The sequence below is a fragment of the Fluviicola sp. genome (genome assembly GCF_039596355.1).
In the GTDB taxonomy this organism is placed as follows: domain Bacteria; phylum Bacteroidota; class Bacteroidia; order Flavobacteriales_D; family Crocinitomicaceae; genus Fluviicola.
Genome location: NZ_JBCNJW010000004.1, coordinates 112,075 through 135,250 on the forward strand (window position 1 = coordinate 112,075; position 23,176 = coordinate 135,250).

Sequence of the window (23,176 nt, forward strand, 5' to 3'; positions counted from 1 at the left end):
GATAAGTGCAAGGATATCCACCACTTACCCGGGTAATAATTAACTCACCTTTTCCCTGGCCGTATTAGAACGGGAAACACACTATTTACGGAATCAAAATCCGGGAATTCGGGAAGGATCAGATCGATCGGATTCATTTTGTGTTTGTCTGAATAATGCTTGACCGCCGACCAGGTATTCAAATAGCCCAAAAGTTGTTCACGGCTCCAGGTATTCCGGATCTCAAATTCCGGGTGGGCGATTTCTTCAAAGGGAAATGGAATTGTTTGGTAGTTCTCATCGATAAAATGCCGTTCCGGATCCCAATACCCATCCAGGATTTCCGAATACAATTTTCCAATAACGTTTTGAACAGCCTCGTTTTCGACCCGGATATTTCCGTAACCAAGCACCACCAATAAACCGTCCGGCTTCAAAACCCGGCGCACTTCCCGGTAGAATTTTTCGAAATCAAACCAATGGATTGCCTGACCAACCGTGACACAATCAAAAGAGGCATCCGGGAAATTCGTTGCTTCCGCCAGTTGTTTCGAATAGCGGATTTTCGGATGAGAAACCGCATTTTTCAATTGATTTTCGCTTAAATCTGTCGCTTCAACCGCATCAAACAAATCGACCAATTTTTTGGCAATCTGTCCGTTTCCGGTCGCACAATCCCAGGCGCGCTTGCTATCCGGGAGAATTGTTTGGAGAAACGCAAAGACCTCATCCGGGTAGGAAGGCCGGTATTGCGCGTAATTTTCAGAATTGGATGAGAAATTGTCTTTCATTATTGATTGAATGGAATAAATGTAACTACATAGCGAAAAACGGGAGAAGGATAACTCAACCGGTGTTCCGGAATAATCAACTGCTCTCCCTGCTGAATTTTACCGAATTGTGTTTCATCCGGATAAATATAATACTGCCAGTTGTCCGAAGTTTTTGCTTTCCAAACCGGGCATTTCCAATGATAATAAGCCAACGCCTGTGCATAGGTAATCCCTTTCATCACATCCTCCGGTTTTTGTGTTTCGATCGGAATAGACGGAGTGGTGCGGATCGAATCACGCAAAATAAAACGGGAATAGTTTTCATGATCTCTTACTCCGGCTCCATTCCCCAATTGATTGCTCCACTCAAGTTCCATATCCATTCCGACAGGTTCGCCGGTTAAGTCATTTATCTCCAATATCTCGAGTCGTTTTGGTTCCGATTGATAACCTTCCCCTGCTCTCACCTCTCGAACTTCCGGAGTTCCAACAATGGCTTTTTCTGCAATATCCATTCGGAAATAAACATACCAATCGAGCCTTTCTTTCACCCTGCTTTCAATAGCTTTTAGCAGACCGGAATATTTTTTCACCAGATTCTTATCCTGCTTCAATGAAAAATAATCCCGGTTCATTGCTGTGTCTTTCGGATCGAATTCCTTGCAGACCAAATGATACTCGTCGAAATAACTGGTTTGAGAACGAAGCAATTTTGCGGCTTCTCCTGGTGAAGAAATGCTCAGTTCAGCATACAGTGCTTCTATCAAAACGGAATCACGAACAGCTTCTACAAAAGCACGGTAATCCTGAACGCGGATTTTCCATTGAGTGGTATAATTCCTTTCCGGAACAGTTAATCCGGACGGCATTTCTGTGAGTTCATGGATCATAGGAAGTGTCACCCGAACCCGGTAAGGAATATGTTGTTGATCCAGCTGCTGCTGCAATTGCACTTCTTTCCAGCGACAAAATGCATGAGCCTGCATTCCGGTTAGCCCAATTACGGGAGAAGCGGGAAGTAAGCAGTCATACCCTTGCCCCAAAACAGCAAACTCATCATTACAGGAAACCGATTGATTGGCCCAAAACGCCGGGTGATCAATCAAAACGGTATAAAGCCTCAGCGGAGAATCACTTTCTTTTAATGGAACAAGATAGAAATAAGTGAATTTTCTTTTATCAAACTCTCTTTTTCCATAAAATCGTTCCGGCTTAGGCAAATACATATCCGCCAACAACGGCATCAATTCAGGATCGGTATAGTTGAACTGCTTTTTCCAATTGAACGGATATGCCCGCTCATTGCGATAAGGACTTAATTCAGAACCTGTTCTTTTGCGAATCTCCTTCACATCCGTTTCCAGGTATTTCAATGCTTCTTCGTCTGATGGTATCCCCTGATAAATCTTTTCCCTTGCATTCGAATCTCTCACCCAATTCTGAAACTCCTGGTATTCCGCATTGCTTACAAACGTTGTTTTCAGGTAACTTGCCCCTGCTTTCTGAGCAGGGATGTAATTTCTGAAAAGCAGGTATTCATTAAGATACACCAACCCCGAAGTATCGTGAAGAATCGTTGTGCTTGGGATTGTTTTATATGATGGGTCGGGTTCCATATACGGAATACTCTTCCTTGCCTGAATAGGCTCAAAATCATTCCCCAATAACCTGACGAATTTTTGATCCTGGCCGAAACTGTCAAGAATCAACAAAAGAGAAAAAAGTAGTAAAACGGGTCTAATCATGCCTGTTGTTTTCTGCTATATGATGATCTTTCCAAAAAGGTTACTTCAAAAAATCTGCAGAACACAAATGTCCGTCTGAAAACTTCACTCGTTGCGGTTTAGTAACTACTTGTAGCTCCGCCGATCTGCTCAATCGGGTGCCAGGTTGTTTTCAATTCCTGCAGGTCTGTGATGTAATACGGACTTTCATCGGCTTCTTTTGTGAAATCCTTCTCATAAACAAATACCCGTTTTACATTGCAATCGGCACCCGCTTCAATGATTGTTGCGTTTTCTGCATTTCCACCGGCATAAACTACTGCGTTTACATCCATGTGACTGTGGAATTGATCGAGCAATTCTTTCTCAGTTCCGGTCAGAATATTCACTACCCCGCCCGGAAGATCGGATGTTGCCAATACTTCCGCAAAAGTGATTGCACATAACGGCAGTTTTTCAGATGCCAGAACCACACAGGTATTTCCTCCCGCAATGACCGGTAAAATTGTTGAAACCAAACCAATCAAGCTGTTTGTTTGCGAGGCAATAATTCCGACAACTCCCATCGGTTCCAAAGCTGAAAAATTGAAATGACTGCTTGCCACCGGGTTCACCGAACTGAAAACCTGCTGGTACTTATCGCACCAGCCGGCATAATACACACAGCGGTCAATAGACAGTTCCACTTCCTGCTTCGCTTTTGCTTCCGTACTTCCCTGCTTTACCAACTCTTCTACAAACTGCGCTTTTCGTCCTTCGAGCATTTCCGCAATGCGGTACAAAATCTGCCCGCGGTTAAATGCCGCTCTTTCCGACCACGAACCAAATGCTTTGCGGGCCGCTACTACTGCATTTCGAAAATCTTTGCGCGAAGACAAACACATGTTTGCCAAAGGCTGACCTTTCTTGTCAAGGGGCGTGTAATATCTTCCTGATTCTGTTCTCGGGAATTGTCCGCCGATGAAGATTTTGTATGTTTTTAGTATTTCCAATCTTGACATAGTTTGTAAATATTGTTTTTTTCAGCCATCCCCCTTCAAAGGGAGAAATTTCAATCTGTCTCCTCCCTTGAGGGAGGATTAAGGAGGGTGGCAGAATTTGAAGTTATCTTTCTATTTTCAAATAAGCACCCAACCCCTGCAAACCTCCTTCTCTTCCGAAGCCGCTTTCTTTATAGCCGCCGAAAGGGGAAGTAGGATCGAATTTATTATATGTGTTTGCCCAAACTACTCCGGCACGCAGTTTCGCAGTGAGATTGAAGATTCGGGAACCTTTATCCGTCCAAACTCCGGCTGCTAAGCCGTATGGTGAATTATTCGCTTTCTGAATCACTTCATCAATGGTGCGGAAGGTTTGAATCGTCAGTACCGGTCCGAAGATTTCTTCCTGTGCAATTCTGCTCGACTGCGCCACATCGGTGAACAAAGTAGGCCGGATAAACAATCCGTTTTTCGGAATGGAGCAGGTGCTTTCATACATTTCCGCTCCTTCCTGTTTCCCTATTTCGATGTATTTCTGAATGGTATCGTATTGTTCTTTGGAGTTGATCGCCCCGATATCGGTGTTTTTATCCAACGGATCTCCGACATACAAGGTGTCCAAGCGGTCTTTCAATTTACGAATCACTTCATTTGCCACAGATTCCTGCACAAACAAGCGGGATCCTGCACAACATACGTGTCCCTGGTTGAAGAAAATCCCGTTCACAATCCCTTCTACTGCCTGGTCGATCGGTGCGTCTTCAAAAACGATGTTTGCCGATTTCCCGCCCAATTCCAGGGTCAGTTTTTTACCCGTTCCGGCAATGGCTTTCTGAATGATCTTTCCAACATTTGTGGAACCCGTAAAGGCAATTTTATTGACGTCATCATGGTTCACAATGGCTGCTCCGGTGCCTCCGTAACCGGTCACAATATTCACCACTCCCGCCGGAAGTCCGCTTTCATGGATAATTTCGGCCAGGAGCATGGCTGTAAGCGGCGTTGTTTCTGCCGGTTTGAGCACCACGGTATTTCCTGCCGCCAGTGCCGGAGCAATTTTCCAGGCTGCCATCAGCAACGGGAAGTTCCACGGAATGATTTGTCCGGCAACTCCCAGGGAACTCACCTTTTGGTTTGGAAACGCATATTCCAGCTTATCTGCCCAGCCGGCATAGTAGAAAAAGTGATTGCATGCCAGCGGCACGTCCACATCGCGTGATTCACGGATGGTTTTACCGGCATCCAGTGTTTCAACAACAGCCAGTTCGCGGGCTCTTTCCTGCATCAGTCGGGCAATGCGGTAGATGTATTTCCCACGTTCTTTGGCGGACAATTTCGACCAAACAGCTTCGTAGGCTTTCCGCGCTGCTTTTACCGCTTTATCTACGTCTGCTTCATTGGCGTGAGCTACTTCTGCCAGCACTTTTTCCGTCGCCGGATTCGTAGACTGAAAGTATTTCCCGGAATTTGGTGCTACAAATTTCCCGTCGATGTACAGATCATAGCGCGCTTTCAATTTCACATGACTGACGCTTTCCGGACTCGGGCTGTAATCCCATCCACCATTGAAATCGAACGATTCGGTTTTTTGTTGCTTGTCTTTTTTTGCCATATCCTCCCCCTTGCTCCCCCTTCGAAGGGGAAACTAAATTTTAATCTATTGAAAAATAATCTGCGTTCTGATAATGTCCCGTTTGCTGCTTCACCAATTGCATCAGGACGTCGTTTGCCAATGAACTTGCCCCGAAACGGAACCATTCATTATTCAGCCACTCATTTCCGAGTGTTTCTTTTACCATCACCAGGTTGTGCAATGCCAGTTTGGAAGAAGAAATTCCTCCAGCAGGCTTCATTCCAACTTGTATGCCGGTTTTCAGGTAAAAATCCTTGATCGCGCACAGCATGGTATACGTTACCTGCATCGTTGCTGCCGGCTGGATTTTCCCCGTTGAGGTTTTGATAAAATCTGCTCCGGCATACATCGCGATATCGCTCGCTCTGCGAACCTGGTCAAGTGAAGCCAGTTCACCTGTTTCCAAAATCACTTTCAGCCGGGCTTTTCCGCATGCCTCTTTAATCGCCGCAATTTCATCGAACACAAAATCGTATTCTCCCGCCAGGAATTTTCCCCTCGAGATCACCATGTCGATTTCATCCGCACCATTTTCCACGGCAAAGCGGGTATCTTCCAGTTTGATTTCACGCGTGGATTGTCCACTCGGAAATGCCGTCGAAACAGATGCTACCTTGATCCCCGAATCTCCCAATGCTTTTTTTGCTTCGGCAACCATGGTCGGATAAACACAGATCGCCGCAACAGTTGGCAGTCCCGGATAGGCATCATGCAAATGCTGGGCTTTGTAGCACATCTGACGTACTTTCCCCGGAGTATCTTTTCCCTCGAGCGTCGTTAAGTCGATCATGTTCAAAACCAGCTTCAGTCCTTGAATTTTTGCTTCGTTCTTGATGCTCCTGGTTTGAAAACGCGCCACACGCTCTTCCACTCCCACTTTGTCTATCGATGGTGAAAGCTTGAAATCAGGGATATTTTTGAGTGTTTTATTTCTATTCATGTAACTGAATGGGATTTAATCAAAGATACTTAGAGGAAATGAATCGGGGGTTAATTTTTAGGAAAGAAATCGAGCTAAAAGGAATTAGCAAGAAAAAGATGAAACAGGCGGTAATTATTTACCCGGGTAGCTGGTGGATATCCTTACACTTATCCCCCAAAACTGAAAATGCCGGTTTTCCCGCGATATCTTTCATTATCAGCCAATTTTTTCTCCAATGTCCTCTTTTCTCCTTATTTTTAACCAATGAATCCTTCAGACATTCACACATTTGTTCCTATCGTACTGAAAGCCTGCGTAGAAGCTTCGGAAGCCATTATGCAGGTATACGAGACTGATTTCGACCCAAACATCAAAGTAGACGGAAGCCCTGTGACCAAAGCAGATTTGCTTTCCAATGCCATCATCAAACAAGCATTGGAACAAACAAACGTTCCTGCCATCATGGAAGAAATACGGAATGCTGCGTTTGAAGACCGCAGGCAGTGGGACAGTGTCTGGATCGTGGATCCACTGGATGGCACCAAGGAATTCATCAAGAAAAACGGTGAGTTTGCCATCTGCATCGCGCTGATTCATCAAAACCGGCCTGTTCTGGGATTCATTGCTTCTCCGGTTAACGAAGAAATCCTGATCGGGGGAAAAGACATCACTCCGGCAGTGGTTCCATTCGCCGAATTGAACAACCCGGAAAATTGGAGAACAATCTCTCCGCAGGAAGCCGTCAACGATCCGCTGCAAATTGCCGGAAGCCGTTCGCACCATTCGGGAACAGAACTAAAATTCAACCAGGTGATGCGCGAAGTTTTCGGAGAAGTGGAATTCGTCAAGAAAGGAAGTGCGTTGAAGTTTTTCGACATTGCCCTTGGAATCGCTGATGTGTACCCGAGATTTGCGCCAACCATGGAATGGGATATTGCTGCAGGACAGGCTATTATAGAAGCTTTGGGCGGAATTGTGGAACATGCCGAAACGGGTCAACCTCTATCGTACAACAAGGAAAATCTGTATAATCCCTACTTTATTGTAAAATCAAAAGCTGTGATCGACCGGTTGAAAAAATGAAACTGCTACTGAACATTTTTCTTTCACTGATACTTGTTTCTTCAGCCTGGGGACAGCAATACCGCGTTTTACCTATCGAAAGTTATTTCAGAGATGTTGCCTTTTTCACCGATTCATCGTTCGCACCGGTTTTTCCCGTGAACGACCAACAGGTAAACTATTACAACACCGTCAAAGAACAAAAACTGCGTTACTCCGATGTTGGGTATTTTGTCTATCAGCGTGAATTGATCCAACTCAGCAAAAAGGAAGGTTCGATCTGGATCAGCCCGATCCTGGATCTGCAAACAGGCGTTGAACGGGGAGACACCAGTATGCGGCAATACCTCAATGTCCGGGGTGTCCGGATTGAAGGAAGCATGAAAAACAAAGTCTTCTTTTCCGGATCGTTTTACGAAAACCAGGCAGTATTTCCATATTATGTACAGCAATACGTCACCAACCATGGCGAATTTTACCCCAATCCGGGCGATTCAAACTATTCCCAGGTGAATGGCGTAGTTCCTGGCGGAGCACGCACCAAACCATTTAAATCGAACGGGTTTGATTATGCCTACGCTACCGGAATGGTGCAATGGCAGGTATTGAAAAGTTTATCTGTTACCGTTGGAAACAGCCCCGTTTTCATCGGAAGTGGTTACCGCTCTGTCCTGTATTCAGATAATTCGCTGCCAACCATGAACTTCCGCATTAATTATTCCCTGGGGGAAAAATGGAATTTCCAGCTCATCCGCATGCAGGGACTTAACATGCTCCGCATCCCGTTTTCGACCAACGGCGAAGCATTGTATGAACGAAAAGCACTCAGTCTCGCAACGATCTACTTCCAACCTACCAAACACCTCCGGATCGGATTGGTGGAAGGCGGAACCTGGACACGGGGAGACTCCCTTCAAAAGCAAGCGGTGGAAGGCGGTTTTTATATCCCGATTCCCGGCGCGGCAACCATCCAGGAAGGAATTAACGGAAAAAGCTATGCGTACCTCGGACTGGATTTCAACTGGCGGGTTTGGAAACTGCTTGTGTATGGTCAATATGGCCGGAATCCGTACACCAAAGCCAGTGATGTGGGACAAATCGGGCTGCGCTACTGGCCGTTCAAATCTCACCACTACCTGATTCATGTGGAATACAATCACACTTCCGCAAATGCTTACCAGGCTTCGAATCCGCGCATTCACTACAGCAATTTCAACTTACCGATCGGTCACCCGATGGGAGCAGGAGTGGATGAGTTGGTTTTAAGACTGCGTGCCGAATGGAATCACCTGTTCGTGAGTTCATCGACCAATTACTACCTCAACCAGTCGGGTAATTACAGGCAGCTTTTACCCATTTATGCAGCCAATACAGGCCTAAATCAACAGGTGTTGTACGAAAATCTCGAAATCGGGTATAATTTCAATCGTTCCTACGGACTCGAAATTTTCGGATCGGCCAAACTGCGCATGGTGAAAAAGCCACTGCAGGATCAACAATCCTATTGGTTTGGAATCGGACTCCGCACAGCACTTAACAATCATTATTTCGACTTCTGATGCGCGTTCAAACCCTCATAGTATTTGTATGCATGTTGTTCTGCAACAGGAGCTTCTCCCAGGGAACGATCGACCGCATCCGGCATTTTAACCTGAAACAGGATTCCCCGTCTTCACGTTCGGTTCATGCCGCTATTCAACCGATGATTCGCTATGTGCCTATCGTACTGGAAAAACCGGACACAATCATCATCAACGAAAAAACGGTTGTTTCCAACAGCACTTTCAGCCCGCAGGGACGTGGAAGAGGTTTCGCCATTCTTCCGGCAGCGGATAGTTATTTTCAGTACGATACCGCCGTGAATTACCGGGCAGCCGTCGGTTTCAATGTCGAAAAAACCTGGGGAAAATGGTACAATCGCACCCAGCTCACGTCGGGATGGAGCCTGCGCGAGGACTATACCCAATCTCACGTCGCGTTTTCCCCATTGCAGAACCGGAGTTCTTATTGGTTTACGGATATCCGCACACGAATCGGCTACACTCCGAATGAGATGCTCCACATCAGCACCGGGATCGACAACCAGTTTTTCGGGGAAGGCTACCGCTCACTGATCCAGGGAGACCAGGTTGCACCGAATCCGTTTGTCATGTTCCGCGTGAACTTCTGGAACCTGGAATACGGACTGCTTTACCAATTCATGCACGACAACAATTACACAACTAAAACACGGGACTGGAAATACAACACGACTCATTATTTAAGTGTCAACATCGGTTCGAACTTCAACGTCATGCTCCTGGAATCGGTTGTTTTCCAGGGAAAGGACAGCACCTACAAACGCGGCTACGAAGTAGAATACCTCAATCCGTTTGTTTTCTTCCGACCGCAGGAATACAGCCTCGGCTCCACCGACAATATTTTACTGGCACTTCAAACATCTTATTCGTTCGCTCAGAAAAGACACTGCATTTATTTCCAGTTGCCGCTGGATGAATTTGTGTTGAAAGAAATTAAAAACCGGTCAAAATGGTGGGCCAACAAATACGGGGCACAGCTCGGAATCAAAGGGAGATTCAAAAAATGGTCGTATATGCTGGAAGGAAATGTCGTGCGTCCCTATACCTTCTCGCATATTTCAAGTGGTCAAAACAACGGAGCTTTAGGTTTACCGCTGGGTCATTACCTGGGAAGTAATTTTGCAGAACTACTTGCCACCGCAAAGATTCCCTTCAATCATTTCCAGCTGACATTGTTCTCATCCTTCTACCTGAAAGGCTACGACAACTCTTCGATCAGTTACGGAGGAGACATTTATAAAAGCTATACGTCTCACCCGAAAGAATACGGAAACACCATCGGGCAGGGAATGACGCAACGCGCTGTTTCTCTCCAGGCAAACGCTTCGACTACCCTCAACAAGATTTTGCTGGAAATGTACATCCAGGCGGGACTGCAATACAGCTGGGGAGAACTCGGACAGAGCACCACTCCGCTCATCTGCGTCGGACTGCGCAACAGCCTGTTCAACGACCGGAAGATTCATTAATGATATAGTGAAAGGAATTAAAATCTGGAAAACGAATACCGGTTGGGTTCACTTAATATTATAAGGCGATCGTTGGAGGCACTTAATGTATTTAAGCCTGGTAACCTCTTTCAGAAATTCTTCTGATAATTTCGTCAAAAGATTCAAATAATCTTTCCCACAGATGCACAGATTTTTTATGGCTCTTACCAGTGGGAATTATGTACTTAAGTCAGGTAGGTTTGGATACAAAAAAGTTAGAGTATTCATCACACTATGAACCCACGCTTCATTTCTACCGCAAATGCGCAAATTTTTAGCTCGGCTACTCCCGAAAGAAATCGGGACAGGCTGCACTCGCTTCTAATAGTATGAATGCTGAATGTTATTGTTTACAGAGTAAAGATGCGACCGGTAAGCGCATCAGATATTTGCATTTGCGGTAAAAATAAAATCCTGACCCTGCATACACAGGATCAGGATTCCTCCTCTTCACCTTCACTCCCACAAAATCACTACATCTGAATGCTTCCGAGACTTTTGATCTGTCCACCGGAAACCGTCACATTTTGAATATTCTTTTGCAATACCAGCACATTTCCGGACTGCTGTCCTTCAATTTTCAGGGCGTATGTTCCGGAAGGAACTCCCCGAATCAGGAAATAGCCGCTTTCACTGGTATATGCACTGAAACTGTCTGTTCCGTTACTTAAGGTAATGGCTGCCTGAGCAGTTCCTTCAATTTGTCCCTGCACACCCGTGTTCGGGTCAACGATCTCCGCAATGACCGGGTTCAGTTCAAATCCTTGTCCGCTTTCTTTAATAGACAGCGCCACATTAAAGTCGAGCAGAATGCTGGAAGTCAATCCGCTGTCGACCTGGCAATGAATCGGAACCTCAACCTGGTGCGAATAATTCGACCCGAACGACAGGTTTACGGTATTTTGTCCGGCGGAACCGTTAAATGTCAAACTGTTCTGTCCGCTAAAGGTCAAACGTAATTTCGTATATAGGCCTGCTTGTACATTGGTTGCACTGGAAACGGTTACTTCCGCCCCGTTTGTCAAATCAAGGATGTTGACTTCCTTCATGGTTTCATTCAAAACCACCCATCCGGAATTATCCAGGTAAGCTTCGATTTTCATGATCTGGACGTTCAACGCTACGAAATCCCCCGGGGAATCCGTCATGCGAACTTCCATTTTTCCCTGGGCAAGTTCTTTATTCTTTTTACACGCCTGCATGGTGAATCCCGCGCACCCCAGCAATACCAATAACAGCAACCTTTTCATAATCGTGTATTTTAAGTTTGACAGGTACTAGCCAAGGATGTGCCAAAAGAATCTTCTCTCAAGGTATTTATTGATAAAAACCCTGTAAATAAAGGGATTCTCCGCGAAAACAACAGTTTATTGGAGTATGATGGGAAGATCTGCTGTTCGCCAAAATGAAAAGGTGTGTTTCAATTTGAAAATGACCGAAATTCGGGACAAAAAAAAGAGGGAGGCTTACCACTTCCTCCCTCAAACTAACACACCTATGACCCGATTTTAGAGTTTCAAAGAAGAAACTCACTTAACCTGATACATAGCAAAGGTATCTTTTAAGTTAAATTATAACTACCAAAATTAACAGGAGGTAAGAACGAAGTAACATTTGGGTGATTTTAAAGAATAGTTGAAATAATCTTTATCTAAAATCAATCTAATTTAACCCTGAATTAAAATTTTGAATTGGAAGTTGGGTGCGTTTTCCAACTTGGATGCGTACATTTGTGCAGTCTTTAAAATAACAATTATGGGGATCGGCAAAAAAGTGAAGATGTATATGAGTTTCACGAAATTCAGACTCTCTGCCCTTGTTATTCTCTCTGCTCTCTCCGGTTATTTATTTGTTGGCGCAAGCGACGGACTGGAAATCACATACTTAATGCTCGGAGGCTTGCTCGTTACGGCAGCGTCCAACGGTTCGAACCAGATTTGGGAACGCGAACTGGATGTGTTGATGAACCGTACCGGAAAGCGTCCGCTGCCGATGGGCGAAATGTCCGTTAACGAAGGATTAATCGTTGTAGCGGTGTGTTTACTTCCCGGATTATGGATGTTGTATCAACTGAATCTGGGCTCTATGTTGCTCGGATTGGCGGCATTTGTTTCCTACGTATTTATTTACACCCCGATGAAGCGCATTTCAACATGGGCTGTTTTTGTGGGTGCATTTCCGGGCGCTATTCCCCCGATGCTTGGAGCAGTAGCAGGTTCCGACAGTTTCGGGTTGGTTCCGGGAGTATTGTTCTTTGTACAGTTCGTGTGGCAGTTTCCACATTTCTGGGCAATTGCCTGGGTAGCATATGACGATTACCAGCAGGCAGGTTTTTCCTTGCTTCCTTCTAAATTGGGACGTACCAAAGGTTCCGCATTCCAGATCATGATTTACTCCCTGGCAATGATCCCTTTTTCATTATTGCCCTGGCTCATGGGCTGGACAGACAATTGGTCTTTAGTCATTGCAGGTGCAAGTTCGATCCTGTTCTTCCTGCAGTCCTATAAGTTGTATTTAAGCTTAACCATTGCAGATGCCAGAAAGCTCATGTTTGCCTCTTTCATCTGGCTTCCGGTAGTTCAATTTTTATACGTGTTCACCAAAATTGATTCTAATATTTTAGAAGCATTGTGGAAGCACGGCACACTTTTTTAAACGCATATGTCGCAAATCGATTACAATCAGGAACTGACTCCCGAGGTTCGGGAGAAAATGCGCAAAAACCTCATTTACGTAGGAATTTTCAGCGTAGTGATGCTGTTTGCAGGTTTATCATCCGGTTACATCGTAAGCGCCGGAGACTCTTTTTGGGTGAAATACAATTTTCCGCCGGCATTTTACATTTCAACGGTTCTGATTATCCTGAGCAGTATCGTGCTTTCGGTCGGGATCAAACTTGCTCAAAAGGGAAATGCAAACATCCTGAAAACGATGGTTCCGCTCACCTTTATTTTAGGTGTTGGATTTGCCTACTTCCAGTTTGTGGGATATTCCGAACTGTTTAAAGACGGATCACACGTTGTTTCCAAAATCACCGTTTCCGAAGGCCGTTACGGCACGTATTACGAACTGCAGATCGACGGAAAGTACATGGAAGTTGACGGAAACGATTACCTGGTCGGAGATAAAGTACTTTCGGACGAACAGAAAAAAGGTGTCTCCGATTTCGCAAAACAATTCGACAAAATCGACACAGAAAAAGATCCGAAGATCTCCGGACTGGACAAATACACCTTATTATACAAGCACCAACCCGTATCATTTAAAAACGGCGCTTTCTACGTGCAGGATTCCGTGAAACTGACTCCTGTGGATCTGATTCGTTTGCAGCAGTTTTCTGTTCACCTGAAAGACGGACGCGGAGACTTCTTCCACAGAGGGAAATTCGGGAAGGATTTCAAGGTGTACTACAAAAAACAGGAACTGGAATACAAGAACAGAAACCTGTACTACAAGGGAATTCCGCTGAGTGCTCCATTGCAGTTGAAGATGGAATCTGCCTCAGACACAGCGACATCCTACCTTTTCATGCTAACTTTTCTGCACCTACTTCACATCCTTGTAACTCTGATCTTCGTGCTCAGAGCTTCAATTCGTTCATTCTCAGGTAAATTAGCAGCAGATAATTTCCTTCCGGTACGCACCCTTGCCATTTTCTGGCATTTTTTAGGCGTATTATGGGTTTATTTATTGCTTTTTTTGCTTTTTATTCATTAAACTTGCACAAAAAATTGTAAAATGGCAGGACACGCTACAACACATGTCGACGCTGCAACCGCTTGGGGCGGTAAGGTTTCTCCGTTTAACGTGAGTTACGGAAAACTAATGATGTGGTTTTTCTTGGTATCGGATGCTTTGACATTCGGTGGATTGTTAGTTGCTTACGGTTATACGCGCCACACAACTCAGAGCGCTTGGCCGATCGGTGAGGAAACATTCGATTCTTTACCGTTCCTGGGTCACGGGTATCCGTTGATGTATGTGGCTTTGATGACCTTCATCCTGATCGTATCATCTGTAACGATGGTATTGGCGGTTGAAGCAGGTCACCGAATGGACAAGAAAGGTGTAATGAAATGGATGATCGCTACGATCATCGGTGGTTTCTTCTTCCTCGGGTCTCAGGCTTGGGAATGGTCTCACTTCATTCACGGTTCACATTTCGGAAGTGTTGAAATCATGTCCGGAGAACATACCGGTTCACGTGCTATCGTAAAAGGACACTTCGGAGATCTGGAAAGCTTTACGGTTGTTCAGGCTGGTTCTCACCACAAAGTAGGTGATGTAATCAAAGAAACTCCGGATGAATTGTTCCACCATTTCCGCACAGCGGTCATGAACGGTCAGGTGAAAGACGGAAAGATTACTTTGCACGATGGTTCTGTTGCTACCTGGAAAAAGAAAAATGACGAGCACATGGAGCTCATCATCAAAACAGACGGAACAGGTCACTCTTTGAGCAAAACAACAAAGATTCACGGGAAAGACGCAGAGGTCAAATACTGGGAATCTGTTAACTCTGGAAAGAAAGGTGCTATCATCTACGGTGCTGACCTGACAAACAACGAGTACGGTCCTGCACAATACGGTCAATTCTTCTTCTTCATTACCGGTTTCCACGGATTCCACGTATTCTCCGGGGTAATCATCAACATCCTGATCTTCTTAGGAGTTGTTCGCGGTACTTACCACAAGCGTGGTCACTACGAAATGGTTGAGAAAACAGGATTGTACTGGCACTTTGTCGATTTAGTTTGGGTGTTTGTATTTACATTCTTCTACCTAGTATAATTTTAAGAAACAACAGATCATGGAAAGAGACGATATTATTGAATACTCATTAGATACGCACCACAGCGAAGAAGCAGGAAAAAAAATCCGCCGCAAAATCTGGTTGGTAACTGCTATCTTAACAGTTATTACCGCTTTTGAAGTAGCAGTTGGAGCTTTGGTTCACCAGGACAGCCCTTCATGGTGGATCGTAAAACTGATTTTCATTGCCCTGACTTTGTTGAAAGCAGGTTACATCGTACTAGTGTTTATGCACTTGGGTGATGAGAAGAAAATCCTGAAATATTGCATTTTAATCCCGTATTTTATCTTTATCATTTATTTGATTTTCATAAGCTTGACTGAAGCAAATGCAGTCCACACAGCTTGGGAAACTTACGGAGGATAGTTCATTTAAACGATTTATAGCCGATGGCTAAGTCACATTCTAAGGCCGGTTCGTTAAAATCAGTGTTCGCACTACTGCTTTTATTCGGACCGGCTCTTATTTTAATATTCATTTCCACCCGTGGATGTGAACACAAGTTCAAAGAGCTGGATGATTACGGCGTAATCCCGGCATTCTCATTTACCAATTCGAAAGGGAAGGTTTTTACCAACCAAACGTTCAAAAACAAGATCGTGATCTACACCACCATCCAGGCTTCCTGTCCGGATTCTTGTGGTGTTTCCATCTGGCATTTGGATCAGCTGATTTACCAGCGCCTGCGTGAAAACCGGAAAAAACTAGGCCATGTGAAATTGGTTTCCATTCTTACCGATGAAAACGGAAATCCGGACACAGACGGTAAACACCTCCAGGATGTTGAATTCATGTTGAAAGACCGCGTAGAAGGCTATGATCCCACTATCTGGATGATCGTTGCCGGAGATGCCAAAGCAATCTACAACATCCAACACAACGGGCAGTCGCTCCTGCAAAAAGACAAAAAATATTTCGGTGGAAACAGCTTCCAGGAACTCATGCTCCTGGCAGATAAATCCAACCACTTGAGAATGGTTCTTCCGGGGAAAACAGAAAGTACGATTCGTACCATGCGCGATCACATGGCGCTTCTGGAGAAGGAATACGATATCAAGGCATACAAACTGAAAAAACAGAAATCCGCTAAGGAGGATTGATAACGGAACAAGCGTTGACGCGGTTCTACAAAGAGAATTAATTACAAGAACCATGAAATGGATTTTACAAGTTTCGCTGATTCTTATCCTACTAACCGGTTGTAACAACGACCCGCAAAAAAAGCCGAAAGCACTTCCCTACTTCGGGAATTACGATATTGTCTTCTCCGAGACCAACGGAGTGGAATCCATTGATACCGTATACCCGACAATTCCTGCTTTCAAATACCTGAACCAGGATTCCGTGATGATTTCTTCCAAATCGATGAAAGGAAAAGTCTGGATCGCCAATTTCTTCTTCACAAGCTGTCCGAGCATTTGTCCACCGATGATTTCGCAGATGAAACGCTTGAACCTGCTCACACAAGATATTGCACCAGAAGTACAGTTTATGTCTTTCAGCATCGATCCGAAAACAGACCAGCCTCACGTGCTGAGAACGTATATCAAAAACAACGGAATTCAGACCAAAAACTGGTATTTTTTCACCGGAAACGAAGCTAAAACGCATGCATTGGGCGTGAAGCACTTTATGGTTCATGCCGACAAAGATCCGATGGCAGCCGGAGGTTTTGCCCACAGCGACGGAATGGTACTGGTTGACAGAGAAGGATACGTTCGTGGTGTTTACAGAGGTACTCAAACCGAAGATGTAAACAGACTGAACACCGATTTACGCAAATTATTAGACATTGAATATGGAATCAAATCAAAACACTAAACCCGGAATCCGCAAGCTGATCATCGCTTTGTCGATCATTATTCCATTACTGGTCGCTGTTCTTTTCAAAGTGAAAATCTCGGATGTGGATCTGTCGTTCCTTCCTCCGATCTACGCAGGAATCAATGGTGTGACTGCTATTCTGCTGGTTGCCGCTTTGGTTGCTGTTAAACAACGAAAAATCAGCACCCACGAGTCGATCATCAAAATCTGTATGGTGCTTTCGGTGTTGTTCCTGTTGTGTTACGTGGCTTACCACATGACTTCAGACCCCACATTGTACGGTGATATCAACGGAAACGGGGAATTGGACCTCTACGAGAAAACAACGCTTTCTACGGCAAGTAAATTCACGTATTATTTCATCCTCATCACACACATCATCTTGAGCGTGGCCGTGATCCCGATGGTACTTTTCTCGTATCTGTATGCCTGGGAAGGGAAATTTGACAAACACCGCAAATGGACGAAGATTACCTGGCCGTTGTGGTTCTACGTTGCGGCAAGCGGTGTAGTCGTTTATTTGATGATTTCTCCTTACTACATTCATTAAATTAGTAGCTTTAGCAAATTGACCCTAAATCAATTTGTATGAAGCAGCCATTCTTTTTTGCAAGCATTACCGCTCTTTTGTTATTCTCCTGTGGGGAAGGAAAAGTGCATTCCCGTGAAAAACTAGCGGTCAGTACCTCCAATAATCTGAGTGTTACCGATTCCATTAAACCGAAGAAGAAAATCTACCTGGACCGCGCGGAGTTGGGAGATTGTTTGAAAAATGCTCCTAAAATTGTTCCGATAAATTCCGTAGGTACTCCCTTTGATACCCTGAATTACAATCAAATTGTTGCGTATAAATACTTCAACCAGGGAGAACGCAATCCGAGAGTATACAGGTTATACAACAGCAGATGGGGACTCCTTATCGACGTCATTGAAAAGCAGCATGCTATGAATCAGTCCGAGGCAGATCAATTTCTCCGCCTGATTTCTGCCCGGTCTACTTATGGCGGCATGCGCATGGCATGTTTCGAGCCCCGTTTGGGCATTGTCTTTTACAAAGATGGCCTATATGTCAGCCAGATCAGCATTTGTATGGAATGTAACTATCTCGAGGCTCCATTTGTGATTCCGGCTCTTGAACGACAACAAAAAATCAGTGAAAAGCACTACACCGGGGATAATGATTACGGCTTTTCCAGGAAAGGAAGAAATGGAATCAACCAGCTCCTGGAGGAATTCAAATTCGTCGAATAACGATTCTAATTCATGTGAAACACGCCCGGGGTGTTATTGTTCTGTCTCCTCCGACACACAGTGATTACCAGCACGAACACGTGTCCCTGGGACCAAAATATCAAACAATGACAACGGATGAGTCAATACAACAAATCCCCACAATACAGATTGCAGGGATTTGCTCATCCAAATGTATTTTCCTGTTCTCCTAACCACATTTAGAAGAACCACAATCCGTACAGGTCAAACAACCTTCCTGGTAATGTAAGTTGGAAGAACCGCAGTTGCTGCATTTTTGTTTGTTCATTGCTGTTCCATCCGGAATGTATCGTTTCAATGCGCGTGCAACACCGGCTTTCCAGGTATTAATCGCTTCATCCAATTGCAAACTTCCAATCAGTTCTACCACATTCTCAATAGGCATTCCATAACGCAGTGCACCGGAAATCAATTTAGCATAGTTCCAATATTCGGGGTTGAACTTATGAGAAAGTCCTTCAATGGTGGTTTTATAGCCGCGCTGATTCACAAATTGAAAATCGTAGCGTGAATGACCCTGGTGATCTTTATTTTTCAAAATATACCCGTCATTGACCCATCTCGGAAGTGAGATCCCATCTTCGTCATCAGCTAAACCTGTGAAAATTTCATACGGACGGCCATCTATCAACCCGATAAAGGCAATCCACTTGTCTTTTTTATTCTGAAAACGCACCACATCAGCTTCCAATACCTGCGGTCGCTCCAAAGGAAATGGAAGAGATTCACGGTGCTTTTCAGCAGATTCATGTTTGCTTTCCGCACTGATCAAAACCCCCGAACGTGATCCGTCACGATAAACGGTAACGCCTTTACACCCCGCTTTCCAGGCTTCCATGTAGCATTCCCCGACCAATTCTTCCGTAACCGTATGCGGCATATTAATGGTCACACTGATGGAATGATCAACCCATTTCTGGATCGCTCCCTGCATTCTCACCTTGTTCAGATAATCAACATCATTGGAAGTGGCTTTGTAGTAAGGCGATTTCTTTACGATTTCATCCAATTCCTCTTGCGAATAATTCACCGATGTATCCATTCCGTTGATTTCCATCCAATCTTTGAACCGGTGGTGAAAAACAATGTATTCTTCCCAGGAATCTCCTACCTCATCAACGAAATCAACCCGGGCATCTTTGTCATTCGGATTTACTTTTCTCCTGCGCTTGTATACCGGTAAGAAAACCGGTTCGATTCCTGAAGTGGTTTGTGACATCAAACTGGTTGTACCCGTTGGTGCAATCGTCAGCAAGGCAATATTTCTTCTCCCGTATTTTTCCATCTCGGAATACAATGTCGGGTCAGCCTCTTTCAAACGCTGCATGAATGGGTTCTTCTTTTCGCGCTGTACATCAAAAATCGGAAATGCCCCACGTTCTTTTGCTGTGACAACCGAACTTCTGTATACTTCGATGGCCAGTGTTTTATGTACTTCGATGGAAAATGCCGTTGCTTCGTCACTTCCATATATCAATCCCAGCGCAGCCAAAAGATCTCCTTCTGCAGTAATTCCGATTCCTGTCCTGCGACCCTGGATAGATTTTTTCCGAATTTTCTCCCATAACTCCCTTTCAACCCGCTTAATTGCATCACTCTCCGGATCCGAATCAATTTTTAAGAGTATGGCATCAATTTTCTCTAGCTCCAGGTCAACAATATCATCCATCAAACGCTGGGCATAAGCGGCGTGCTCTTTAAATAAAGCCCAATTGAATTTGGCCTTGGCAGTAAAGGGCTGATCTACGTAGCTGAACAGGTTGATTGCCAACAAACGGCAGGAATCATAAGGACAAAGTGGAATTTCACCACACGGATTAGTCGAAACCGTTTCAAAGCCCAAATCAGCGTAACAATCAGGCAAAGACTCCTTGATGATCGTATCCCAGAACAAGATTCCCGGCTCAGCCGACTTCCATGCATTGTGAACGATTTTATTCCATAAAGAGCGGGCATCTATCGTTGATCTATGCGTTGGATTCTTACCGGAAACGGGAAATTGTTGTTCAAAAGGACTATTGCTTTCAACCGCACGCATGAATTCATCATTGATCCGAACGGAAACATTGGCTGCAGTTACTTTTCCCTGCTCCAGTTTGGCGTCTATAAAATCTTCGGCATCCGGGTGCTTGATCGAAACAGATAACATCAGAGCACCTCTGCGCCCGTCCTGCGCTACTTCCCGCGTAGAATTCGAAAAACGCTCCATAAACGGCACAAGTCCGGTCGACGTAAGGGCTGAGTTTTTCACCTCAGAGCCTTTTGGTCTCATTTTCGACAAATCATGTCCTACTCCCCCACGACGTTTCATTAATTGAACCTGCTCCTGGTCTGTCTGGAAAATTGCTCCATACGAATCTGAGTTACCTTCATTTCCGATCACAAAACAATTGGACAACGATCCGATCTGATAAGGATTTCCAATCCCGGTCATTGGGCTTCCCTGCGGAATCAAATACTTAAACCGGTCGATCAGGGAAAAAATCTGTTCCCGATTCATCGGATTAGGATATTTTGCTTCAATTCTCGCCAACTCAGTTGCAATCCGCATGTGCATGTCCTTTGGAGTCCGTTCATAAATGTTTCCGAAAGAATCTTTGAGGGCGTATTTATTCAACCAAACCCTGGCGGCCAAATCGTCTCCGTTGAAATAGGAAAGTGTTGCTTCGTATACTTCGTCATCTGTGTAAGTACTTCTTTTTTTTGTAAGTGTCTGGGAGTCCATTTTTTGTATATTTTATGCGTCATTTGACACTTCAAAAATACACATTGAATTCAGTTCTTTATTTTTCATTTTAAAAAAGTTTACAAAAATAAGATGTTAACTACATGTATTTCAAATGATTAGTAATTTACAAACACAAAAAAGTTTACAATTTTGATTGTTTTTCACAAATACATGTCTCAAAAAATGAAAAATAAATTACACGGAAGCTTACACATTCCCTTTGCCTTAACGCTGATCTCAACGTGTGGTTTAGTGCCAGTGCCGTTTGACGTAAAAAGGGAGAGTTCCGGAAGACGTTTCTGCACCATTGAACGGCACATTATGTTACCCTTAAATAAAAGTCTTGAAGGAGAATTCAGGGGGATACCAAAGTGATCAGGCTATTGAAATCGGAAAAAGCTCACGTAGGGATTAACGGAAATCCGAAGGGCAGCTTCCTTTTCCTCCCATACGAACCATGATTCCAACGCCAAAGAAAGTATACCAATCGCGGGTAGCTCTGTTTCCACGCTGACCGAAACGGTTTCCATCGAGACTTCTGTTGCTCAATGCTGCTGCAGTAGGGCCGTTTGTTGCAGCTAACGTTGCCGGATCAGCATAGCGGTATCCGCCTACATCATCCAGGTAATCAGTGAACAGAAAACGGATTCCGTACTCAATGTTCAGTGCCACATTCGGAGAAAGCGAGATACGTCCTCCGACAGCCAATGGAACTCCCAACTGGATGCGGGAATATTTGCCGCGATCGGATAATGCTGTTCCCTGTCCTTCTGTTCCCAAAGGCTGTAATTCGACCAAGGTACCGTTGTAATTGGTTTTCGGATTGATCCGCGTGAGCGAAAACTCTGCCAGCAGGTATCCCGTTCCTTTATACCGTTTGTTCCCGATCTCAAATGGGAAATAAGTCACTTCGATCCCGGATCCGAATTCAAACAAATCGGTCTGAAAGGACAAATTCCGGTTTTTATAAAATGCATCTTTCTGCTCGCTATCATATCCTTCAATTTTCCCGTAGGTAACATTCAGGCGGTAAGCCAAACGTGCATTGATATTGAAGCGATACAGAATTTGCCCCGCGGGGTTCGTATGCTTGAAATGCCGCTGGTTCAAATCCCCGATATAATAGCTTCCTCCGAGCATAAAGCCCAGCTCGGAACGCGACATCGCATTGTGCCGGTGTGCTTTCTGACTCCAGGTCAAAGAGGAAATTACGCAAAGGAATAAAACCAGAATTCTGTTCTGCATAAGGCTATAACGAAGGAGAGCGTATTTAATTGTGTGTTCCGACCGCCGCAGGAACTAAAATTCCTTTCTTAATCAGCAATTCTGCAATCTGAACAGCATTGGTAGCAGCTCCTTTTCGAAGGTTATCCGCAACGATCCACATATTCAGCGTTTTCGGCTGGCTTTCGTCTCTTCTGATGCGTCCCACGAATACATCGTCTTTTGCCTCTGCAAAACGAGGCATCGGGTACGTATTGGTTGTCGGATCGTCTTTCAGGGTAATTCCTGGTGTTTCGTGCAGCAATTTGCGCACATCAGCCAGGTCGAATTCATGTTCAAACTCCACGTTAACTGCTTCCGAGTGTCCGCCTACAACAGGAACGCGCACTGCTGTTGCCGTTACAGAGATCACCGGATCCAAAATTTTCTTCGTTTCGTTTGTCAATTTCATTTCCTCTTTCGTGTACCCGTTATCCGTAAAGGAATCACAATGAGGAATACAGTTTTTATCGATCGGGTAATTGTATGCCATTTCGCCTGAAATTCCGGCACGCTCGTTTTCCAATTGCTGAACGGCTTTTACCCCGGTTCCGGTAATGGATTGGTAGGTGGAAACAACCACGCGTTTTACGCCATATGCTTTGTGCAACGGAGCAAGTGCCATGACCAACTGAATCGTGCTGCAATTCGGGTTTGCAATGATCTTGTCAGCAGCAGTCAGCAAATCTCCGTTGATTTCCGGAACGACCAGTTTTTTCTCCGGGTGCATTCTCCACGCAGAGCTGTTGTCGATCACGGTTGTTCCCGCTGCTTCAAATTTCGGTGCCCATTCCAGGGAAGTATCTCCACCTGCAGAGAAGATCGCTACATCAGGCTTCATGTTCACAGCGGTTGCCAAATCCACTACCGGGAATTCCAATCCACCAAACTCAATTTGTTTGCCGACCGATTTTTCAGAAGCTACAGGAATCAATTCCGTAATAGGAAACGACCGCTCTTTCAATACTTCCAGCATGACATTTCCAACCATTCCTGTTGCTCCGACAACTGCTACTCTCATAACCAAAAATTTTATACAAAAATAATGGATAGTTTCATTGAAAATAGAAAATAAAGCATTGAAAAGTGAAAGAAATTGAGGAATGGAAATGTTCTTGAGAATCCAACATAAC

20 protein-coding genes are annotated in these 23,176 nt (G+C 44.6%); 11 read left to right on the forward strand and 9 right to left on the reverse strand.

Annotated elements, in window-relative coordinates; translation table 11 throughout:
* Window positions 1-44 precede the first annotated feature (44 nt).
* From ABDV94_RS10410 to deoC, 5 genes are all read right to left on the reverse strand, one after another.
* Window positions 45-770, reverse strand: a complete 726-nt coding sequence (locus tag ABDV94_RS10410) for a class I SAM-dependent methyltransferase (RefSeq protein ID WP_343747112.1) — start codon at window positions 768-770, stop codon at window positions 45-47.
* Entirely contained in the window at window positions 770-2,497 is a 1,728-nt protein-coding gene (locus tag ABDV94_RS10415) for a hypothetical protein (protein WP_343747113.1), read from the reverse strand. The genes ABDV94_RS10410 and ABDV94_RS10415 overlap by 1 nt, the downstream gene beginning before the upstream one ends.
* 98 nt (window positions 2,498-2,595) lie before the next feature.
* Entirely contained in the window at window positions 2,596-3,477 is an 882-nt protein-coding gene (locus ABDV94_RS10420; RefSeq protein WP_343747114.1) for an aldehyde dehydrogenase family protein, read from the reverse strand.
* A gap of 103 nt (window positions 3,478-3,580) precedes the next feature.
* On the reverse strand, window positions 3,581-5,068 hold the full coding sequence (locus ABDV94_RS10425) for an aldehyde dehydrogenase family protein (protein ID WP_343747115.1): 1,488 nt from the start codon (window positions 5,066-5,068) through the stop codon (window positions 3,581-3,583).
* A gap of 40 nt (window positions 5,069-5,108) precedes the next feature.
* Complete coding sequence (gene deoC / locus ABDV94_RS10430; RefSeq protein WP_343747116.1) at window positions 5,109-6,029, reverse strand: deoxyribose-phosphate aldolase; 921 nt, start codon at window positions 6,027-6,029, stop codon at window positions 5,109-5,111.
* Window positions 6,030-6,275: 246 nt separating this feature from the next.
* On the opposite strand from deoC, the gene ABDV94_RS10435 reads away from it, so the two are divergent.
* The 3 genes from ABDV94_RS10435 to ABDV94_RS10445 are packed head-to-tail and all read left to right on the forward strand — an operon-like array spanning window position 6,276 to window position 10,122.
* A complete protein-coding gene (locus ABDV94_RS10435; protein WP_343747117.1) occupies window positions 6,276-7,094 on the forward strand; it encodes a 3'(2'),5'-bisphosphate nucleotidase CysQ in 819 nt (272 codons plus the stop codon).
* Window positions 7,091-8,632 carry a hypothetical protein gene (locus ABDV94_RS10440; RefSeq protein WP_343747118.1) on the forward strand — a complete coding sequence of 514 codons (1,542 nt, stop codon included), beginning with the start codon at window positions 7,091-7,093 and terminating at the stop codon, window positions 8,630-8,632. Before ABDV94_RS10435 ends, ABDV94_RS10440 begins: the two co-directional genes overlap by 4 nt.
* 32 nt (window positions 8,633-8,664) lie before the next feature.
* Window positions 8,665-10,122: a hypothetical protein gene (locus tag ABDV94_RS10445; RefSeq protein WP_343747119.1), complete on the forward strand. Its 1,458-nt coding sequence runs from the start codon at window positions 8,665-8,667 to the stop codon at window positions 10,120-10,122.
* A gap of 494 nt (window positions 10,123-10,616) precedes the next feature.
* Here ABDV94_RS10445 and ABDV94_RS10450 read toward each other — a convergent pair whose 3' ends face one another.
* Window positions 10,617-11,393, reverse strand: a complete 777-nt coding sequence (locus ABDV94_RS10450) for a DUF4382 domain-containing protein (RefSeq protein WP_343747120.1) — start codon at window positions 11,391-11,393, stop codon at window positions 10,617-10,619.
* A gap of 505 nt (window positions 11,394-11,898) precedes the next feature.
* Between ABDV94_RS10450 and cyoE the strand changes: the two genes are divergently transcribed.
* Genes cyoE through ABDV94_RS10490 form a run of 8 tightly spaced genes read left to right on the forward strand, consistent with a single transcriptional unit; the run spans window position 11,899 to window position 18,031 of the window.
* Complete coding sequence (cyoE, locus tag ABDV94_RS10455; RefSeq protein WP_343747121.1) at window positions 11,899-12,798, forward strand: heme o synthase; 900 nt, start codon at window positions 11,899-11,901, stop codon at window positions 12,796-12,798.
* Between the two features lie 6 nt (window positions 12,799-12,804).
* Window positions 12,805-13,860 carry a hypothetical protein gene (locus ABDV94_RS10460; protein WP_343747122.1) on the forward strand — a complete coding sequence of 352 codons (1,056 nt, stop codon included), beginning with the start codon at window positions 12,805-12,807 and terminating at the stop codon, window positions 13,858-13,860.
* 21 nt (window positions 13,861-13,881) lie between these two features.
* Window positions 13,882-14,934, forward strand: coding sequence for a cytochrome c oxidase subunit 3 (locus ABDV94_RS10465; protein WP_343747123.1), 1,053 nt, complete (start codon window positions 13,882-13,884; stop codon window positions 14,932-14,934).
* A gap of 19 nt (window positions 14,935-14,953) precedes the next feature.
* Window positions 14,954-15,322 (forward strand): cytochrome C oxidase subunit IV family protein, encoded by a 369-nt coding sequence (locus ABDV94_RS10470; RefSeq protein WP_343747124.1) that lies wholly within the window; start codon window positions 14,954-14,956, stop codon window positions 15,320-15,322.
* Between the two features lie 23 nt (window positions 15,323-15,345).
* On the forward strand, window positions 15,346-16,056 hold the full coding sequence (locus ABDV94_RS10475) for an SCO family protein (protein WP_343747125.1): 711 nt from the start codon (window positions 15,346-15,348) through the stop codon (window positions 16,054-16,056).
* A 52-nt stretch (window positions 16,057-16,108) separates the two neighbouring features.
* Window positions 16,109-16,777, forward strand: coding sequence for an SCO family protein (locus ABDV94_RS10480; protein WP_343747126.1), 669 nt, complete (start codon window positions 16,109-16,111; stop codon window positions 16,775-16,777).
* Window positions 16,755-17,330, forward strand: a complete 576-nt coding sequence (locus tag ABDV94_RS10485; RefSeq protein ID WP_343747127.1) for a DUF420 domain-containing protein — start codon at window positions 16,755-16,757, stop codon at window positions 17,328-17,330. Before ABDV94_RS10480 ends, ABDV94_RS10485 begins: the two co-directional genes overlap by 23 nt.
* Window positions 17,331-17,368: 38 nt before the next feature.
* Window positions 17,369-18,031, forward strand: a complete 663-nt coding sequence (locus tag ABDV94_RS10490; RefSeq protein WP_343747128.1) for a hypothetical protein — start codon at window positions 17,369-17,371, stop codon at window positions 18,029-18,031.
* A 190-nt stretch (window positions 18,032-18,221) separates the two neighbouring features.
* Here the strand turns inward: ABDV94_RS10490 and ABDV94_RS10495 are convergent, their stop codons facing one another.
* The 3 genes from ABDV94_RS10495 to ABDV94_RS10505 all read right to left on the reverse strand — a co-directional run bounded on the left by ABDV94_RS10495 (window position 18,222) and on the right by ABDV94_RS10505 (window position 23,064).
* Window positions 18,222-20,777 (reverse strand): adenosylcobalamin-dependent ribonucleoside-diphosphate reductase, encoded by a 2,556-nt coding sequence (locus ABDV94_RS10495; RefSeq protein ID WP_343747129.1) that lies wholly within the window; start codon window positions 20,775-20,777, stop codon window positions 18,222-18,224.
* Between the two features lie 414 nt (window positions 20,778-21,191).
* A complete protein-coding gene (locus ABDV94_RS10500) occupies window positions 21,192-21,980 on the reverse strand; it encodes a DUF6089 family protein (protein WP_343747130.1) in 789 nt (262 codons plus the stop codon).
* Between the two features lie 70 nt (window positions 21,981-22,050).
* Window positions 22,051-23,064, reverse strand: coding sequence for an aspartate-semialdehyde dehydrogenase (locus ABDV94_RS10505; RefSeq protein ID WP_343747131.1), 1,014 nt, complete (start codon window positions 23,062-23,064; stop codon window positions 22,051-22,053).
* Between the last annotated feature and the right edge of the window lie 112 nt (window positions 23,065-23,176).